Source organism: Kitasatospora sp. NPDC048722 (genome assembly GCF_040650235.1).
GTDB lineage: Bacteria > Actinomycetota > Actinomycetes > Streptomycetales > Streptomycetaceae > Kitasatospora.
Genome location: NZ_JBEZGX010000064.1, coordinates 14,100 through 28,906, shown reverse-complemented (window position 1 = coordinate 28,906; position 14,807 = coordinate 14,100). Strand labels below are relative to the sequence as shown.

Genomic DNA, 14,807 nt, shown 5'->3' with positions numbered 1-14,807 from the left:
CGAGGCGGTGCGGCTGACCGGCACCGATCGTCATGCCGGGGTCTCGCTCAGGTGTTGACGGCAGCAAGGACGGGCTGTGCCGACAAGGCCGGAGGTGCTGACGGCTCCGACGGAGCAATGCCGCGGGGGCACTCCGCGAATGCGGCTGCACGCGACCGTGCGGGGTGCAGGATGATCTCGACGGAGGCCCGGCAGGTGTCGGCGTGGCTGACCGTGTGGGTGATCAGACGGGCCTCGCTCAGTCGGCCGAGGGTCGCCAGCAGCACGGCCGGTGACATCCCCAGCGCGATCGCGGCAGTGGCGATGGGCAGGCTCAGCAGATGTGCGGTGTAGGCGCGGGGCGCGTCCGCAGCCAGGTCGGCCAGCAGGTTGGCCACCTTGGCCGCGCCCGTCGCCCGCGCTTCGGTGGCCCACTCGTGGGCCCACTCCCACTGCGGCGTGTCGTCCATCGACCCTCCACGACATGCGGTGCGGATCTTCCTCCCGTCATCGTCACTGCCTGCACTCGACTCCGCCCGCTCATTGCGCCAGCGGGGTGCGTCCTGCGCTCGCATGGGGACAGCCACCCCCCGACCCCGTGCTCAGGGGACGCAGCTCGTGCGTGAGGCGCTCAGTGGCAGGACGCGGCCACCTGGACCTGGTGGCTGTTGCGATCTCTCAGCCAGCGCGCAGCTGCGCCGCCGGTCCCGCGTGCAGCGGGCCCGGCGGCGGAGGATCAATCCTGTGAAACCGTCCTGGTCGTTCCGGCGCAGAGAGCCCAGATGACGAAGATGTCGATGGCGATCAGCACGATGGCCCAGAACGGGTAGTAGGGCAGCCACAGGAAGTTGGCGATCGTGCCGAGCCCGACGATGACGATCCCGACGACACGCGCCCACACGGCACCTGAGAAGAGCGCAATTCCTGCCAGGACGATGAGCACCCCGATGATCAGGTGGATCCAGCCCCAGCCGGTGACGTTCAACTTGTAGGCGTAGTTGCGGGTGACGACGATCAGGTCGTCCTTGGCGATGGCGGCGATCCCCTCGAAAATCGCCATGGCACCGCCGAAGATCATCAGAACTGCGGCAAAGACAGTCCAGCCGGTTGCGAACGGCCTTCGGGAAGTCCGGGTACCCGTCGTCGTTCCACTGACGTTGCTGGCCATGTTCGAGCTCCTTCGAGTACAACCTCGTCGCCGAGTTGGACGACCTGGTCGGAGACTCCACATCCAGGCTGACACGGCGGAAGCCAGGCAGCACCTCCGGACCGTCCCGCGCCCTCTCCCGTTCGCGTCCGCCCGTCGGCATCCGCCGCCGAGGATTGCCTGGCGGCCACGACCCCGGCCCGAGTGACGGCCCGGCCGGGGGCCTCGCCATGTGGTCGGATCGGCTCGCGGCTCGGCGCAGCCCTCCGATGACGATCTCAGGAGTTTGCCACGGGCTTGGCCTGACGAGGTCACAAACCGTTACCGTCAAGCACCCTACGTGGCCATCGGATGCGAGCCGGGGGGCGTTGTTCCGGACGGTCCTCGGTCCGGTGGCACGATCTTCCGTGTGGCCAACGACATATGACCGTCCGTCACCGCCCATCCTCCTCGGTCGGTGCGACCGACGGGCCGGCAGGCACCCTTGCGGACCAGCCGGAGGCAGCCGAGGAACACACCGAAGCGAGCACGCGGACGGGCCCGGGAGCGACATCCAGGGCTGACGCAGTCACCACCTGGTGCCACGATGGAGGGACGGGGGGGCTTTGTCGCCGGGGCTTCAGGGAGGCGATCATGGGCCGCGAGTACCACTTTCATTGCGAGCACGCCGGCTGCTCGGTCACCGTGGGCCTGCGAATGGGCGGGACGCGGGAGCTGGAGCTCCTCGTGGACGGGAAGCAGGTCGCCGCCACCCACGTCCATGGCCACCATGCCCAGACGGCGGTGATGGCCACGACCCTGCCCACTGACCCGCCTCGCGACATCGAGGTCGAGGTGACGCTCCCGGGCGCTCTTCGCGGCGAGCCGGCGAGCACCCTGCTCGCGGGTGGCGAACGCAGGCCCATGCCCGCCCGGGAGGTGCCACGGCGGTCGCGGCCGACGGAGGCCTCCTGGTACTCCTGACCGTGCCGGGGCGCCCGACACGGCGTGTCGGTGAAGGTCTCCTCCGCCGGAGACGTCCGTGGCCGGCGAGCCGGGGGCGGACTGACACGAAGCGCGTGCCGGCGACACGCCCGCGCAGCACCCGACGAGCACGTCCTGGCTCACGAGATGCCCGGCCGAGTGTCAGGCTCCTTCCACGGAAGCCTCGTTCACGCGGCTTCCGCAGCGAGCCGACCGGAGGCGACGGCGCCGGCCAGCGCCTCGTGGTCGCGCTCGTTCTGGTCCGCGTAGCTCTCCGCGAAGGCGGTCAACGCCCGGTCGAAGGAGTCGCCGCCGCCCAGGTACGCCGCGATGGCGATCCGGTCTCCCGACCGGGCGTGCGCCCGGGCCAGCGAGAAGCCGCACAACTCGCCGAACATCCCCAGGCCCTGTGGCAGCATCACCGCGGTGTCGACGCTGCCTTTCCAGTCCCGCAACTGCCGAACGTAGAAGTCCCGCTCCTGGCCGTCGATGCCGGTGGCGCGCTCCCAGCCGAGGAAGATGTCACTGGCGGCCTGCATCAGCCGCTGTCCGGCGACCACGCGCTGCCCCTGGTTGTCGTACTCGCTCTCTCCGGCGTACTCGGCGAGTACCGACCGCTCTGCCTCCTTGACCTGGATGAGCAGCGGGTCCTCCTCGTCCCTGCCGAGCATGAGGACGATCCAGCAACGCGTGCCCACACTGCCCACGCCGACCACCTTTCGGGCCATGTCGACGAGGCGGAACTGCGTGAGCAGTTGCCGGTAGTCCGGCCGAAGTGTGCCCGCGTACCGCTCGATCAGCTCGCGGATCTGGTGTTCCAGGACGGCGCGCTCCACATTTGGGAGCAGGTCGCCGATCGGCACGACGAGCGGAGGGGCGGGGATGATCCGGCGCTCCCCGTCGACGATGCCGGTGAGCTTCTCGAACGCCTGGATGTTGTCCCGGCTGCGGGCCTTCTCCAGGGCTTTCGAGAGCTTCCTGCGTTTGTCCTTCCCGAGCTGGTCGGCCACCAGGGCCTCGATCCGTTCGATCTTGGTCTGGGCGTACCAGACGTCGAGGTTGTGCATGCCGGCGAAGGTCCGGATCCACTCGCGATACGACCGCACCGCGGCCGAGATGACGTCCGCGCGCTCCTGGTCGGTGAAGCCGTTCTCCCGGCCGGCGATGGCCAGGCTGGCCGCAAGCCGTTTGACGTCCCACTCCCAGGGGCCTGGCAGGGTCTCGTCGAAGTCGTTCACGTCGAACACCAGGTGGCGCTCGGGCGAGGCGAAGAGCCCGAAGTTCAGCACGTGCGCGTCACCGCACAGCTGGACCCTGATTCCGGTGACGGGGGTGTTGGCGAGGTCGGCCGCCATGGGCGCGGCCGCGCCCCGGTAGTACCGGAACGGTGACTCCGTCATCCGGCTTCGGCGGATCGGCACCAGCTCCTCGACCCGCACGGCCGCCTGCCTTTCGAGGATCTCCAGCGGATCGACCCGACGCTTCGAGGGCTCGAAGTCGGCATGGCTCGATCGAGGTACCCGGGCACGGGCGGCCTTGCCGATGGCAGCACGTTCACGTGGGCTCGGATGAGGGCGGCCCCGAAGGGACCCGGTGTCGTCGGTCATCGGGATGTCCTCCGTCCCGGACGAGGTGCACGCGTTGCGTGCCGGACCTCCCCGTCACCACACTAGGCCGGTGCGGCGGGCGGCGCCCGTCCGGTCCGTGCCCGGAGGTCGGGGACCGCGCACCGGAGTCGGGTCGAAGCCGTGTCCTGCTCGGCTGATCGGTACCGGGAAAGTCACGTCGGGCATTCACTGCGGACCGTGTCGACCCCCTGAGGAGGTGGAGACCTTCCCTCTGCGGCGATATGTCCTCATGACGAGGCCTTGCCCCTTCCTTGGTTTTCGAGAGCCCGCGACCCGCCGGTCTGCGGCGGGCTGAGTCGCTTTGCCGCGACATAGGCGACCACGACCGTGACGATGACGAGCGGCATGACGGTGAGGCCCTGCGATCCCAGAAGCAAGGTGGCCAACAGCACCGAGGTCAGCGGCAGCCCGAGCATGGTGACCGACATGGCGCCGATCCCCATCGCGAACGCAGGGGTGAGCTCCAGCCCCGGAAGGTGGGACATCGCGATCCCGCCCGTCGCCCCCAGGAACATCGCCGGGAAGATCGGGCCTCCTCTGAACGCGCTCAGCGAGGCGGAGTACGCCAGTCCCTTGCACGCTACGAGCAGGGTCAGCGTACCGACGGAGTACTCGGCACTGTTCACGAGCAGCGGGCCCAGAGCGGTCTGACCCGAGTACAGCACCTCGGTCGCGGCCTTCCCCGTGCCTTCGGCGAAGGCGATGGCGAGCCCTGCGACCGCAAGGCCCATCAGCACGGTGGCGGACAGCCGTCGCCGCTCGACACGGGGCTGCGCCAGGAGGGCGAGCCGCCGCATGCCCGTGCCGACGAGGGCCGCCGCCAGTCCGATGACGAGTGCCCAGCCGAACTCGGCCACATTGGGCGGGTTGGCGTGCGGGACCTCCGGAAGCGCCAGGGAGTACGTGCCGAGACCGGTCCAGTTGTCCAGGCCGACGAAGACGAGCGAGCCGATGCCGGCGGCGAGCAGGCCCGGTACCAGGACGATCCCGAGCATCGGCCCGCCGAGTCCCGACGCCTCCATGAGGAGGAACGCCCCGGTGATGGGTGACCCGAGCAGGGTGCTGACCGCGGCGAAGCCTCCGGCGGCGCCGACCACGGCCCCGACCCGCTCCGGCAGGTCCGGCTTGAGCAGGCGTACGAGCCAGATGGCCGCGCCGCTACCGAGGGCGATGAGCGGTGCCTCGGGACCGAGGACGGCACCGAGGGCCAGCGTGGCGACGGCGGCGACGAAGATGCCGGGAAGGTCGAGCGGCTTCGGCGCGCCGGTCGTCGACAGCCCCTCGGCAGGCTTGTGACCGCCGGTCCCGGGGAGGTAGCGGATGGTCGCTCCGACCAGAAGGCCTGCGGCGGCGAGTAGCGGTAGGGGCCACCAGGGCGGGGTCTCCTGAAAGCCCAGCGCTTTGGGCAGGTCGGTGTAGGTCCACGGCTGGAGCTCGTTGACCAGAGCGAGGAAGCCGTACGCAGCTGCGGAGATCGGCACGCCGAGCGCCGCCGCCATGACCAGGAGCCCGACGTAACCGCGGGTCCTGACCAGGGCGAAAGGATCCGGCGGAGAACCGTCCGGTGCTCCGACGGGACTGTCGGCCGACATGCGTATCAGCTCCTTGGCTCGGCATTCGTCGGGATCGCGACGGTTCACCGGCGTCCTCCTGACGTGGTACCACGTGGATTCGCCCCGCACCGGGCGGGCTCACCGCCGCTTGTCGGCATTGGAGTGATGGTCATTCATGCGGCCTACCGTCCTTGCGGAGCGGTTCACCCGACTGGGCCTGCGGGTCGCCGTCGACATCTCGGCGGACACGTCATCGGCTATGGGGCACCGGCCCTCGGCCATGCCGGGTCGCCACGGCCGAGTGTCGCCGGCCTTCCGCCAAGGAACGCATCGCACTTCACCCCTCCGACTGGTCGTACCAAGGTCCGTTACGGGCCGCCACACGGAAGCGACCCCGACACGGTCGTACCGTCGGGGGTGGTGGAGCGTTTGTCGCCACTCCCCATGGAATGCCCGGCCCGGTCACCCCCCGTGCGACCGGGCCCCGCTATGCCGTGCAGTCGCACACCCAGGACTGGGACGGCGCACACAAACCACTCGTACGCCGACCTCTGGTGGTGGGCTGGCCGCTCGGCGCTTCTCCTGGAAGAACCGCGGCGGCCGCGGCCCGCCCACCAGAGGAGGAAGCGATGGCGTCAACCCCACCGGAACCCGGCCCCGGCGGATCCGCCGGCAGCGGGTCCGGCCGAGGAGAGCCGCCCGGGCGACCCCCGGCGCCGCCGTCCCCCGAGGAGCCCCCGACCCCGCCCGGAGCCGGCCGCCCTTCCTCGACGGGCGGTGACGCTGACGAGCTGGCCCGGCTGCATGCGCGGATCGCCGCCCTGGAGGCCGCGCCTCGCGAGAGGGAGCACCACCGGTGGCGGACCTCCGGCGCCGTGGCCCTCATCGTGATCGCCTCACTGCTGTCCCTGATGTCCGTGCTCGCGGTCTGGACGTCGAGCTTCGTCGGCGACACCGACCGGTACGTCCAGACCGTCGCCCCGCTCGCCACCGAACCGGACATCCAGGAGGCCGTCACCAACCGCGTCACCCAGGTCGTCCTGGAGCAGATCGACGTGGACGCCCTGGTGAAGCAGCTCTCCGACGCCGCCGCCCAGCAGGGCGTGCCGCAGAACGCCGCAAACCTCATCGACAACCTCAGCGGCCCGATCAAGAGCGGACTGACCCAGCTGGTCAGCTCCACCGTGAACAAGGTGGTCACCAGCAGCACCTTCGAGACGGTCTGGGTCGACGCCAACCGGGCCGTGCACAGCGCCCTCGACAAGGCCCTCACCGGCCAGGGCGGCGGCGCGGTCAAACTGGAGAACAACCAGGTCGCCATCGACCTCGGACCCGTCATCGCCAAGGTGAAGGACCAGCTCGTCGCCGCCGGGCTCGGGCCCGCGGCAAAGATCCCGGACGTGCACACCGACTTCGTGGTGTTCCAGTCCAAGGACGTCGGCAAGGTCAAGACGTACTTCCGGCTGCTGGAGATCATGGGCGTCTGGCTGCCGATCGTCACCGTGCTGATCGCCGCCGGCGGCGTCTTCCTCGCCGTCAACCGCCGCCGGGCCCTGGTCGGCGCCGCCATCGGCGTCGCGCTCGCCATGCTCCTGCTCGGGATCATCCTCACGGTCTTCCGCGACTTCTACCTCGACCACCTGCCACCAGGCGCCAACCAGGCGGCGGCCGGGACGATCTACGACACCCTGATCCGGTTCATGCGCGCCACCATCCGCGCCGTCGGAGCGGTAGCCGTGGTCACCGCGGTCGGGGCCTTCCTGATCGGCCCTTCCCGGCCCGCGGTCGCCGTGCGGACCGCCTGCCGACGCATCATCGCCTCGGTCCGCGGCGCACTGTACTCGCTCGGCATGAAGCTCGGCCCCGTCGGCCCCTTCGTCCACCGCTTCAAGCGGTGGATCGGCGCGCTCATCCTGCTGATCGCCGCCGTGGTCCTGGCGACCTGGAGCTACCCGACCTGGGGCGTGGTCCTGTGGATCACCTTCTTCGTGGCGTTGGGCTTCGCCATCCGGGAATTCCTCGACACAGGCCCCGAGAGCGACCGGCCCACCCGGCCTGGCGGCGTCAGTGGGCCGCCACCGGCAACCACCTGACCGCCTCGGCGCCGGTCCCCTCCCCGACCCGCCCAGCCCCGTTCCGTGGAACGGACATGCCGCACCATCGCTCTCACGACGGCGATCTCGCGATGGCGGCGTGCTGGGAGCGGAATCTGCTCACCCGGGCATGCGAGTACCCGAGCAATCGGTGGTCGCCGCCGGGGCACGAGGGGCGGGGCGCTCGTGGTGGCACGAGCGCCCCGCCCGGTTCGAGGGGCTCGCACTCGGGCCGGATGCCACTCACCTTGCGGGCCGGGCGTTGGAGGCGGACCCGTCGGACGGGCCATCAGGGGTGGCCCTCCACCCGATTGCAGGAGATCGGGCAGGACGCGGACGGGCTCGTCCCCGGCGAACAACGCGGCACCGAGCGCCCCGCCTGACGGAACGGCACCGCCCGGTCGGTCAGCCCACCGAACGGCGCCGGCGCCGGCGTCGGCGCCTCAGGTACCAGGCCACACCCACCACAGTGGACAGGATGATCAGCACGGTCACGATCGCCGGGTACTGGCTGCCCGCAAGCCGCACGTCAGCCCGGACCAGGAGCACCACCGCGCCGATCGGCACCATCAGTGAGATCAGCACGTTGAGGATGCTGCCCACGAGCGCGGGCTGGGCCTGATCGGTGCCGTCGGACGGCCGGGCGGAATCCTCGCCCAGGTAGTACGCGGAGGCGCGGTCGCCCAGCTCCTGGGTCGCGCGGTGGTACGAGTAGCCGAGGTACGGCAGCCAGATCAGCGGGGCGACGAGGCCGATGAGCAACACGGTCACGATCAGCACCCACCGCCCGACGTGAACCGCTGTCGACACCGGCCGCTCGTCGGGGGTGACCACGCCGAGCAGGTACGCCATCCGCTTCACCACGATCCACAGCGCGGCCACACGGCCGGGAGGGGCATCTGGCCGCGCCGCCGCGGCGGCCTCCAGTGCAGCGGCGGCCTGCTCCTCATCCGGGTACACGCCCTGGATCACCAGCAGCTCGGCCGCCCGGGCGGGGTCGGTGGCCTCCCGCCCGGCCAGCTCCGCCAGCTCCAGCATCATCCGGCTCTGGGTGAGCAGTGCCGTGCAGAACGCGAACGGGGCGAGCGCGATCAGGGGGCCGGCCACGAAGGCGCCCTCGCTCTGGCTGACCCGCCGGCCCCGGGTGATCACCATGGCGCGCAGCTCGGCATCACCGGCTTCGGGGTGGGTCTCGCGGGCGCGGGCGACGGACGCCGTGGCGCGCCGTCCGAGGTGGTGGACGGCAAAGTTGGCAAGGAGTTCGGGCAGGTGAACGGGGTCGGCCAAGGCTGCCCGCAGCACGAAACGGGTCAGCGCGGACTCAGGAGCATCGGCGGGGGGTTCCTCCACGGTGACCACCCTCTCATCGCGCCCCGCAGGCCAGGGTGACGACTCGTTGCCCGCATTGCAGGCGATTCCGAGCCCGCCACCCAGCCGGGGGATGCGAAACCCACTCCGCGCCGCCCTCGTCTCCCCATGCACGCACCACGAACGGGACACCCCAGCCTCAACCGACGGTACGTCATGAGGTCCGAGCGGCGTGGGTGAGCGTCTCCCAGGCGTTGTAGCCACCGAGGAGGTCGGAGACGTCGGCCCGGCCGCGGTGGCGCAGCAGGCTGGCGGCGATGGAGGAGCGGTGGCCGCTGGCGCAGTGGACGACCAGGGGACGGTCGGTGGGGATCTCGTCCAGGCGGGCGGGGAGTTCGGCCAGGGCGATGTGCAGGGACCCTTCGATGAACCCTGTCTCGCGTTCGCCGCAGGTGCGCACGTCCAGGAGGGTGGGGGGCCGCTCGCCCGCGAGTGCGGTCCGGAGCTGGTCGGCGGTGAGGCGGCTGGCGGGGGTGAGGTCGTCGGCGAGGGCGGCCAGGGCGTTGCCGGGGTTGCGCAGGTAGCCGGCGATGTGATCGAAGCCGATGCGGGCGAGGCGGGTGATGACCTCGTCCTCGCGGTCCTGCGGGGCGATGATCGCGATGGTGCTGTCGGGGGTGAGAACGGTGCCGGCCTGTTCGGCGAAGCGTCCGTCGACGGGGACGTTGACGGCACCGCGGATGTGCCCCGCGCCGAAGTCCTGGGTACTGCGGGCGTCGAGGACGACAGCCCCCGCGCTGCGGACCTCCCTGAAGCTCTCGGGGCACAGGGGGCGGGCGCCGTTCGTGCGGTCGAGCAGCGGGTGGTCCTGCCGGTTGAGCGCGGCGTCGTGGCCGAAGTAGGCGGGGGCGACGGACTGTCCGGCGGTGACGATGCGGACGAAGGTCTCCTGGTCCATGGGCTGGCAGGCGTAGTTGGTCAGGCGCTGCGTGCCGATGGTGGACTGCTTCTCGGTCGAGAGGTTCTTGCCGCAAGCGGAGCCGGCGCCGTGAGCGGGAAAGACACGGACCTGGTCGGGCAGGGCCATGAGCTTGCGGTGGACGCTGTCGTAGAGCATGGCGCCGAGATCCTCGGCGGTGACACCGACGGAGGCGAGCAGGTCGGGGCGGCCGACGTCGCCGATGAACAGGGCGTCGCCGGTGAGCACGCCGTAAGGGGTTTCGTCGTCGGCCCGCTCATGGACGAGGACACTGATCGACTCGGGGGTGTGTCCGGGAGTCTCCATGATCTGGAGGGTGACGTCGCCGAGGGAGACGCGTTCGCCGTCCGTGAGGTGGCGGATGGGGTACTCGGTCTCGGCACGGTGGCCGTAGCCGATCCAGGCGCCGGTACGGGCTGCGAGTTCGAGGTGGCCGGCGAGGAAGTCGGCGTGGAAGTGCGTGTTGATGACGCCGACGACGGTCAGCCCGCGTGCCGTGGCGTCGGCGAGGTATTCGTCGACGTCGCGGCGCGGGTCGACGATCACGGCCTGACCGGTGGTCTCGTCGGCGATCAGGTAGGAGGCCTGGGACAGGCAGTCGAGGTAGTACTGACTGAAGATCATGGGGGCGTCTCCTCGTCGGGGTCTGATGGGCTGGCCACCCGCTCAACGATACCCTAGGGGGTATTGATTCCCCATGCCCCGCGGCGAGCCCGTGACGCGAGCGAGGGGCCTACCCACAAAGGCCGACCCCTCGCTCGCCATGCAGTCGGGCCAAGACCGAGGACCTGAGGACCTCAACCTCGGGGCTCGTGGTCGAACGTGTGACGGGGCTGCCATGGCCAAATACCGGGAGGGGTATCGCCCAACCGTTTCGATAATACCCCCGGGGGTACTATGGTGGGCCGCAGGGGGGATCCGGCCGCCGTCGCCGAGAGCCGTACGGGGCCGTCGACACAGCCGCCCACCTCTGGAGAAGCCCATGCCTGCACAGCCGCCCGCCCCCGGGCAGACCACTGCCACGGACGCCCACGCCCTCGCCCGCAGCACCGGGGCCGTCCTGCTCGACGTCCGCGACGCGGCCGAGTACGCCGCGGGCCACGCCCCCGGCGCCGTCCACCTTCCCCTCGTCGCCCTCGCCGCGGGAGCGCCACTCCCACCCGCGTTCGAGGGGCGGACCGTCCTCGCGGTCTGCCGCTCGGGCCATCGATCCCAGCGGGCCGCCGAGCTGCTCGCCACGCGCGGGGTCACCGTCCTGAACGTCGCCGGCGGCATGACCGCATGGGCGCACGCGGGCCTGCCCGTGACCAGGCCGGGCGGTGACGCGGGACTCGTCATATGACCGCCCTGATCCTCGCCCTCGCCGCCGGCGCCGTCGTCGGCCTCGCGCTCGGCGGCCTCGGTGGCGGCGGCAGCATGCTGGCCGTGCCCGCGCTGGTCTACCTGCTCGGCTTCAGCCCGGCCCGGGCCACCACCGCCAGCCTGCTGATCGTCGCCGCCACCTCGCTGACCGGCCTGATCGCGCACGCCCGGGCCGGCCGGGTGCGCTGGCGCACCGGCGCCCTGTTCGCCGCCGCCGGACTGCCGGCCGCCGCCGCGGCCGGGGCGCTCTCCGCGCACGTGCCGTCCGCGCTGCTCACCGCCGCCTTCGCGGCACTGGCCGCGCTCGCCGCCTGGCGGATGCTCGCCCCGCGGCGCGACGGCGAGGCGCAGGACCGCTCCGCCGCCGGTCCGGCCCGCTCGACGGCGGCGGGCGCGGGCCTGGGCGCCGTCACCGGGCTGCTCGGTGTCGGAGGGGGCTTCCTCGCCGTCCCCGCGCTGGTGTCCGTGCTCGCCTTCACCATGGCCGAGGCGGTCGGCACCAGTCTGCTGGTGATCACCGCCAACTCCCTGGCCGCCCTCGTCCCCCGGCTCGGCGCCACCGCCGCCATCGACTGGGCCGTCGCCGCCCCCTTCACCGGCGCCGCGATCCTCGGCGCGTGGGACGGCAAGCGGCTCGCCGACCGTCTCAGCGGCCGGACACTCCAGAAGGCCTTCGCCTTCGCGCTGCTGGGCGTCGCCGGCCTCATGCTCGTGACTGCCCTGCACTGACGATCCGCCCCCACCGGTTCCCCCGTTCAACCGCGCGCTTCCCCGCGCAACTCCCCCCGGAAGGCCCCCATGACCACGCCGCTGACCGTCGAGCAGCTCCGCCCCCGCCTGGAGCAGCTCATCCTCATCGACGTCCGCTCCCCCGGCGAGTACGGCGCCGGCCACGTCCCCGGCGCGCTCAACATCCCCCTCGACCGCCTCGACGACGCCCTCACCGCCCTGCGCGACGCCGCCGCGCGCGGCGAACTCGCCGTCATCTGCGCGTCCGGCCCGCGCGCGACCACCGCGTGCGGACGCCTGACGGCCGCCGGCATCCCCGCCGTGCCGGTGATCGGCGGCACCGGTGCCTGGGCGAGCGCCGGCCACCCGCTGAACCGGACGGAGGGTGCCCGCGCGGTGTGGGCGATGGACCGTCAAGTCCGTCTCGTGACAGGCTCGCTGGTCCTCGCCGCCATGCTGACGGACCTGGTCCGCCCCGGCACCCGCTGGCTCGCGGCGGCGGTCGGCGGCGGGCTGGCGTTCTCCGCCCTCAGCAACACCTGCGCGATGGGCAACCTGCTCGGCCGCTTCCCGCACAACCGCCCCCGTCCGGGCACCCCGACCCTCGACGACACCCTCGCCGCCCTGCGGCGCTGATCCGCGCCACGACGCCCGACCGGCCCCGGTCCGCTGGCTGCGGACCGGGGCCGGAGGGAATCGGCGAGCGCCTCGGTACGGGCGCTGCCAGGCAGTGAAGTCGTCGGTGTCCGCGCGCCACTGGCGCCAACCGGATTCCCGCCGATTTGGCATGTGCACAACGGTAAGGACTCGCGGCCGCCCCCGGAAGTGACCCACCACAAGTGGCACACCCCCTTTCCGGTTGCCCTCCGGCCCCGCACCGGAGCCGGAGGGCGGCGCCTCACGAAGGCATCAGGTCAGCTTCACCGACGCGTCGTCCACCAGGAAGGCGGTCTTCCCGCTCGTCGAGTGCGCGACCAGCTTGATGCCCACCGTCGAGCCGAACTCGGCCGCCACGTAAGGCGTCAGGTCGAGGGACTGCAGGCGGTAGCCGTTCGTCGCGTCCAGGTTGCTCCAGGTCTTGACGGTCGCCATGTAGTTGCCGCTCCACTGGTCGTACAGCTCCAGGGAGAGCGTGTCCACCGCCGGGCCTCCGGGCGCGGAAGACCCCTGGGCACTGCCCGTGACGTTCAGCCAGAAGGACAGGTGCTCCTCGGTGTAGCCCGGGGTCGTCTCGACCCACTGGACGATCGAGTCGTCGCTCGCGGTGTTCTGCCCGAGCCACGCGTAGGCCGCGCCGCCGTGCGCCTGGTGGGCGGTGGACGGCGTGATGATGTTGTAGCCGGACGGGTTCCACACGCCGTGGTCGGCGGTGCCGTTCTCGAAGCCCGGGTCGTTGAGCTGCTCGATCGGGGTGCAGCCGGTCTGCGGGCCGTGGAAGAAGCCCGCCCGGAAGGTCTGGCTCTGCGTGTTGCCCCGGTCGTCGCGGCCGGTCACGGTGATCGTGCGCCAGCCGGTCGCGTGCGTGGTCCCGGTGATGCGGCCCGTCGCCGCGTCGATCCGCAGCCCGGGGGGCAGGCCCTTGGCGCCGTACGTGATCGGGCGCCCGGCACGGTCGGAGGCGAGGACGGCGAGGTCGACGGGCTTGCCGCTCTCGACCGTCTGCTCGCACGGCCGGGTCACGAGGAGCTGCGCGTTCGCGAAGACCGGGTCATCGCCCGCGCACAGGTGGTCGTAGTTCGACCACGTGGTCTGCACCGGGAAACTCCCGGTCGACAGCTGGAGGTTGAACATCCCGCCGTTGCGGCCGACCGGGATCCAGGAGCACTTGTCGCCGTTCTCCTGGCCGGTCGCGTCCGTCCACGCGCCGGAGGCGTTCTGGTCGGTGATCGTCTCGGCGTACTCGTGACCGCCGATGATCCCGTAGCCGTCGAGCCGCCCGCGCGCGCCCGGGTTGATCCAGTTGGTGCCGCACGCGGGCACGTCGGTCAGGTACGGCATGAGCGTGTAGGCGAGGGTGCCGGCCGAGCTGCGCATGAAGGTGTGCCAGGCGCAGTAACCGAGCTCCTTCCACTTGTCGGAGTCCAGGCCCTGACCGGTGTTGATGATGTACTGCACGTCCCGGTTCCGATTCGGGTCCGTATTGCCGAAGTGCTTGGCGGCGGCCACGACTTCGGCCGCGATCTCCGGCTCGGTGGCGGCCTTCGGCGCGGGCGCCGCGTTGTCCACCCACACACCCGCGAGCGTCTGGCCGGCCGCCGGCATGCCGACGTGGTTGGCGTCGGGCGGGCAGTAGGACGACCCGGGCGTGATGCCCTCGCAGTACTGGGTCATCACGCGGGACCACGTGTCGGTCGGGCTGCCCAGGCCCTTGAAGAAGTCCTGCTGGTAGGGCGCGGCGGAATCCGGGTCACCCGAGAGGGTGACGTTTCCGGTCGTCGCGTCGGTGCCGGGGGCGCCCCACTGACTGCCCCAGTAGATCAGGTACACCTTCGGCTGGCCGGTGGTGACGCCGATCGAGTCCTGGCCGCCCCGGTAGGTCATCTGCAGGTCGTAGTTGTTGCGCGGGGCGGCGGTGCCGGCGGTCCTCGCCGCCTGCCGCTGGGCGAAGGTGGTGGCGTCGGGCATCACGTGCGGCCGGGTGGCGCCGACCTGCACCCAGGTGCCGTCGATCTGCCGCCAGCCCTCGGCAGCCGGGTGCGGATCGGCGGGCGCGGCGCCGGCCGCCGGCCCGGGCTGCCGCTCGCCCTGGGCGAGGGCCGTACCGGCGCTGCCGGTGCCGGCGAGCCCGAGGACGAGCGCCCCGAGCAGGAGCTTGCGGAGTGATCCGGCGAGACGTGAACGTGCGGTAGGCACAGGGAGGTCCTGACTCTCGGTCGGAGGAACGGGAACGGGGGAAGCGACGGCGCCCTTGCGCGCCCGTTGACGAGCCCTCGGAGCGCCATGTGAAATGACACATGTCACCGATCACACGGGTCAAGCCCTTCGACCCGAGGTTCGCGCCCGCACTTGTCCCGCCCGTCCGAGCGCGATTTGAACGTTCAACACGCCCCGTCCCAGCGCCCCCGA

Annotated in this window: 12 protein-coding genes; 5 read left to right on the top strand and 7 right to left on the bottom strand. The window is 71.5% G+C overall.

The window, feature by feature from the left end:
• Nucleotides 1-47: 47 nt before the first annotated feature.
• On the bottom strand, nt 48-449 hold the full coding sequence (locus AB0C76_RS34010; protein ID WP_359973069.1) for a hypothetical protein: 402 nt from the start codon (nt 447-449) through the stop codon (nt 48-50).
• 266 nt (nt 450-715) lie between these two features.
• Nucleotides 716-1,147, bottom strand: coding sequence for a hypothetical protein (locus AB0C76_RS34005; RefSeq protein WP_359973068.1), 432 nt, complete (start codon nt 1,145-1,147; stop codon nt 716-718).
• A gap of 612 nt (nt 1,148-1,759) precedes the next feature.
• Between AB0C76_RS34005 and AB0C76_RS34000 the strand changes: the two genes are divergently transcribed.
• On the top strand, nt 1,760-2,089 hold the full coding sequence (locus tag AB0C76_RS34000; protein WP_359973066.1) for a hypothetical protein: 330 nt from the start codon (nt 1,760-1,762) through the stop codon (nt 2,087-2,089).
• 188 nt (nt 2,090-2,277) lie between these two features.
• On the opposite strand, the gene AB0C76_RS33995 is transcribed toward AB0C76_RS34000, so the two are convergent.
• Together AB0C76_RS33995 and AB0C76_RS33990 are read right to left on the bottom strand one after the other, a co-directional pair.
• Nucleotides 2,278-3,696: a DUF2252 domain-containing protein gene (locus AB0C76_RS33995; protein WP_359973064.1), complete on the bottom strand. Its 1,419-nt coding sequence runs from the start codon at nt 3,694-3,696 to the stop codon at nt 2,278-2,280.
• Nucleotides 3,697-3,944: 248 nt separating this feature from the next.
• On the bottom strand, nt 3,945-5,309 hold the full coding sequence (locus AB0C76_RS33990) for a chloride channel protein (RefSeq protein ID WP_359973094.1): 1,365 nt from the start codon (nt 5,307-5,309) through the stop codon (nt 3,945-3,947).
• Nucleotides 5,310-6,145: 836 nt separating this feature from the next.
• Here AB0C76_RS33990 and AB0C76_RS33985 point away from each other — a divergent pair.
• Nucleotides 6,146-7,363: a hypothetical protein gene (locus tag AB0C76_RS33985; RefSeq protein WP_359973062.1), complete on the top strand. Its 1,218-nt coding sequence runs from the start codon at nt 6,146-6,148 to the stop codon at nt 7,361-7,363.
• A gap of 405 nt (nt 7,364-7,768) precedes the next feature.
• Here AB0C76_RS33985 and AB0C76_RS33980 read toward each other — a convergent pair whose 3' ends face one another.
• Nucleotides 7,769-8,713, bottom strand: a complete 945-nt coding sequence (locus AB0C76_RS33980; protein ID WP_359973060.1) for a hypothetical protein — start codon at nt 8,711-8,713, stop codon at nt 7,769-7,771.
• 172 nt (nt 8,714-8,885) lie between these two features.
• Nucleotides 8,886-10,274 (bottom strand): MBL fold metallo-hydrolase, encoded by a 1,389-nt coding sequence (locus tag AB0C76_RS33975; RefSeq protein ID WP_359973058.1) that lies wholly within the window; start codon nt 10,272-10,274, stop codon nt 8,886-8,888.
• Nucleotides 10,275-10,632: 358 nt separating this feature from the next.
• On the opposite strand from AB0C76_RS33975, the gene AB0C76_RS33970 reads away from it, so the two are divergent.
• The 3 genes from AB0C76_RS33970 to AB0C76_RS33960 all read left to right on the top strand — a co-directional run bounded on the left by AB0C76_RS33970 (nt 10,633) and on the right by AB0C76_RS33960 (nt 12,377).
• Entirely contained in the window at nt 10,633-10,992 is a 360-nt protein-coding gene (locus tag AB0C76_RS33970) for a rhodanese-like domain-containing protein (protein ID WP_359973056.1), read from the top strand.
• On the top strand, nt 10,989-11,741 hold the full coding sequence (locus AB0C76_RS33965) for a sulfite exporter TauE/SafE family protein (protein ID WP_359973053.1): 753 nt from the start codon (nt 10,989-10,991) through the stop codon (nt 11,739-11,741). The genes AB0C76_RS33970 and AB0C76_RS33965 overlap by 4 nt, the downstream gene beginning before the upstream one ends.
• Before the next feature lie 69 nt (nt 11,742-11,810).
• A complete protein-coding gene (locus AB0C76_RS33960) occupies nt 11,811-12,377 on the top strand; it encodes a rhodanese-like domain-containing protein (RefSeq protein WP_359973051.1) in 567 nt (188 codons plus the stop codon).
• A 273-nt stretch (nt 12,378-12,650) separates the two neighbouring features.
• Here the strand turns inward: AB0C76_RS33960 and AB0C76_RS33955 are convergent, their stop codons facing one another.
• Nucleotides 12,651-14,594 (bottom strand): Ig domain-containing protein, encoded by a 1,944-nt coding sequence (locus AB0C76_RS33955; protein ID WP_359973049.1) that lies wholly within the window; start codon nt 14,592-14,594, stop codon nt 12,651-12,653.
• Nucleotides 14,595-14,807 lie beyond the last annotated feature (213 nt).

Bases quoted from the DNA above. Each gene is read 5' to 3' on its own strand.
- AB0C76_RS34010 (WP_359973069.1), bottom strand. From the start codon at position 449: ATGGACGACACGCCGCAGTGGGAGTGGGCCCACGAGTGGGCCACCGAA.
- AB0C76_RS34005 (WP_359973068.1), bottom strand. From the start codon at position 1,147: ATGGCCAGCAACGTCAGTGGAACGACGACGGGTACCCGGACTTCCCGA.
- AB0C76_RS34000 (WP_359973066.1), top strand. From the start codon at position 1,760: ATGGGCCGCGAGTACCACTTTCATTGCGAGCACGCCGGCTGCTCGGTC.
- AB0C76_RS33995 (WP_359973064.1), bottom strand. From the start codon at position 3,696: ATGACCGACGACACCGGGTCCCTTCGGGGCCGCCCTCATCCGAGCCCA.
- AB0C76_RS33990 (WP_359973094.1), bottom strand. From the start codon at position 5,309: ATGTCGGCCGACAGTCCCGTCGGAGCACCGGACGGTTCTCCGCCGGAT.
- AB0C76_RS33975 (WP_359973058.1), bottom strand. From the start codon at position 10,274: ATGATCTTCAGTCAGTACTACCTCGACTGCCTGTCCCAGGCCTCCTAC.
- AB0C76_RS33970 (WP_359973056.1), top strand. From the start codon at position 10,633: ATGCCTGCACAGCCGCCCGCCCCCGGGCAGACCACTGCCACGGACGCC.
- AB0C76_RS33965 (WP_359973053.1), top strand. From the start codon at position 10,989: ATGACCGCCCTGATCCTCGCCCTCGCCGCCGGCGCCGTCGTCGGCCTC.
- AB0C76_RS33960 (WP_359973051.1), top strand. From the start codon at position 11,811: ATGACCACGCCGCTGACCGTCGAGCAGCTCCGCCCCCGCCTGGAGCAG.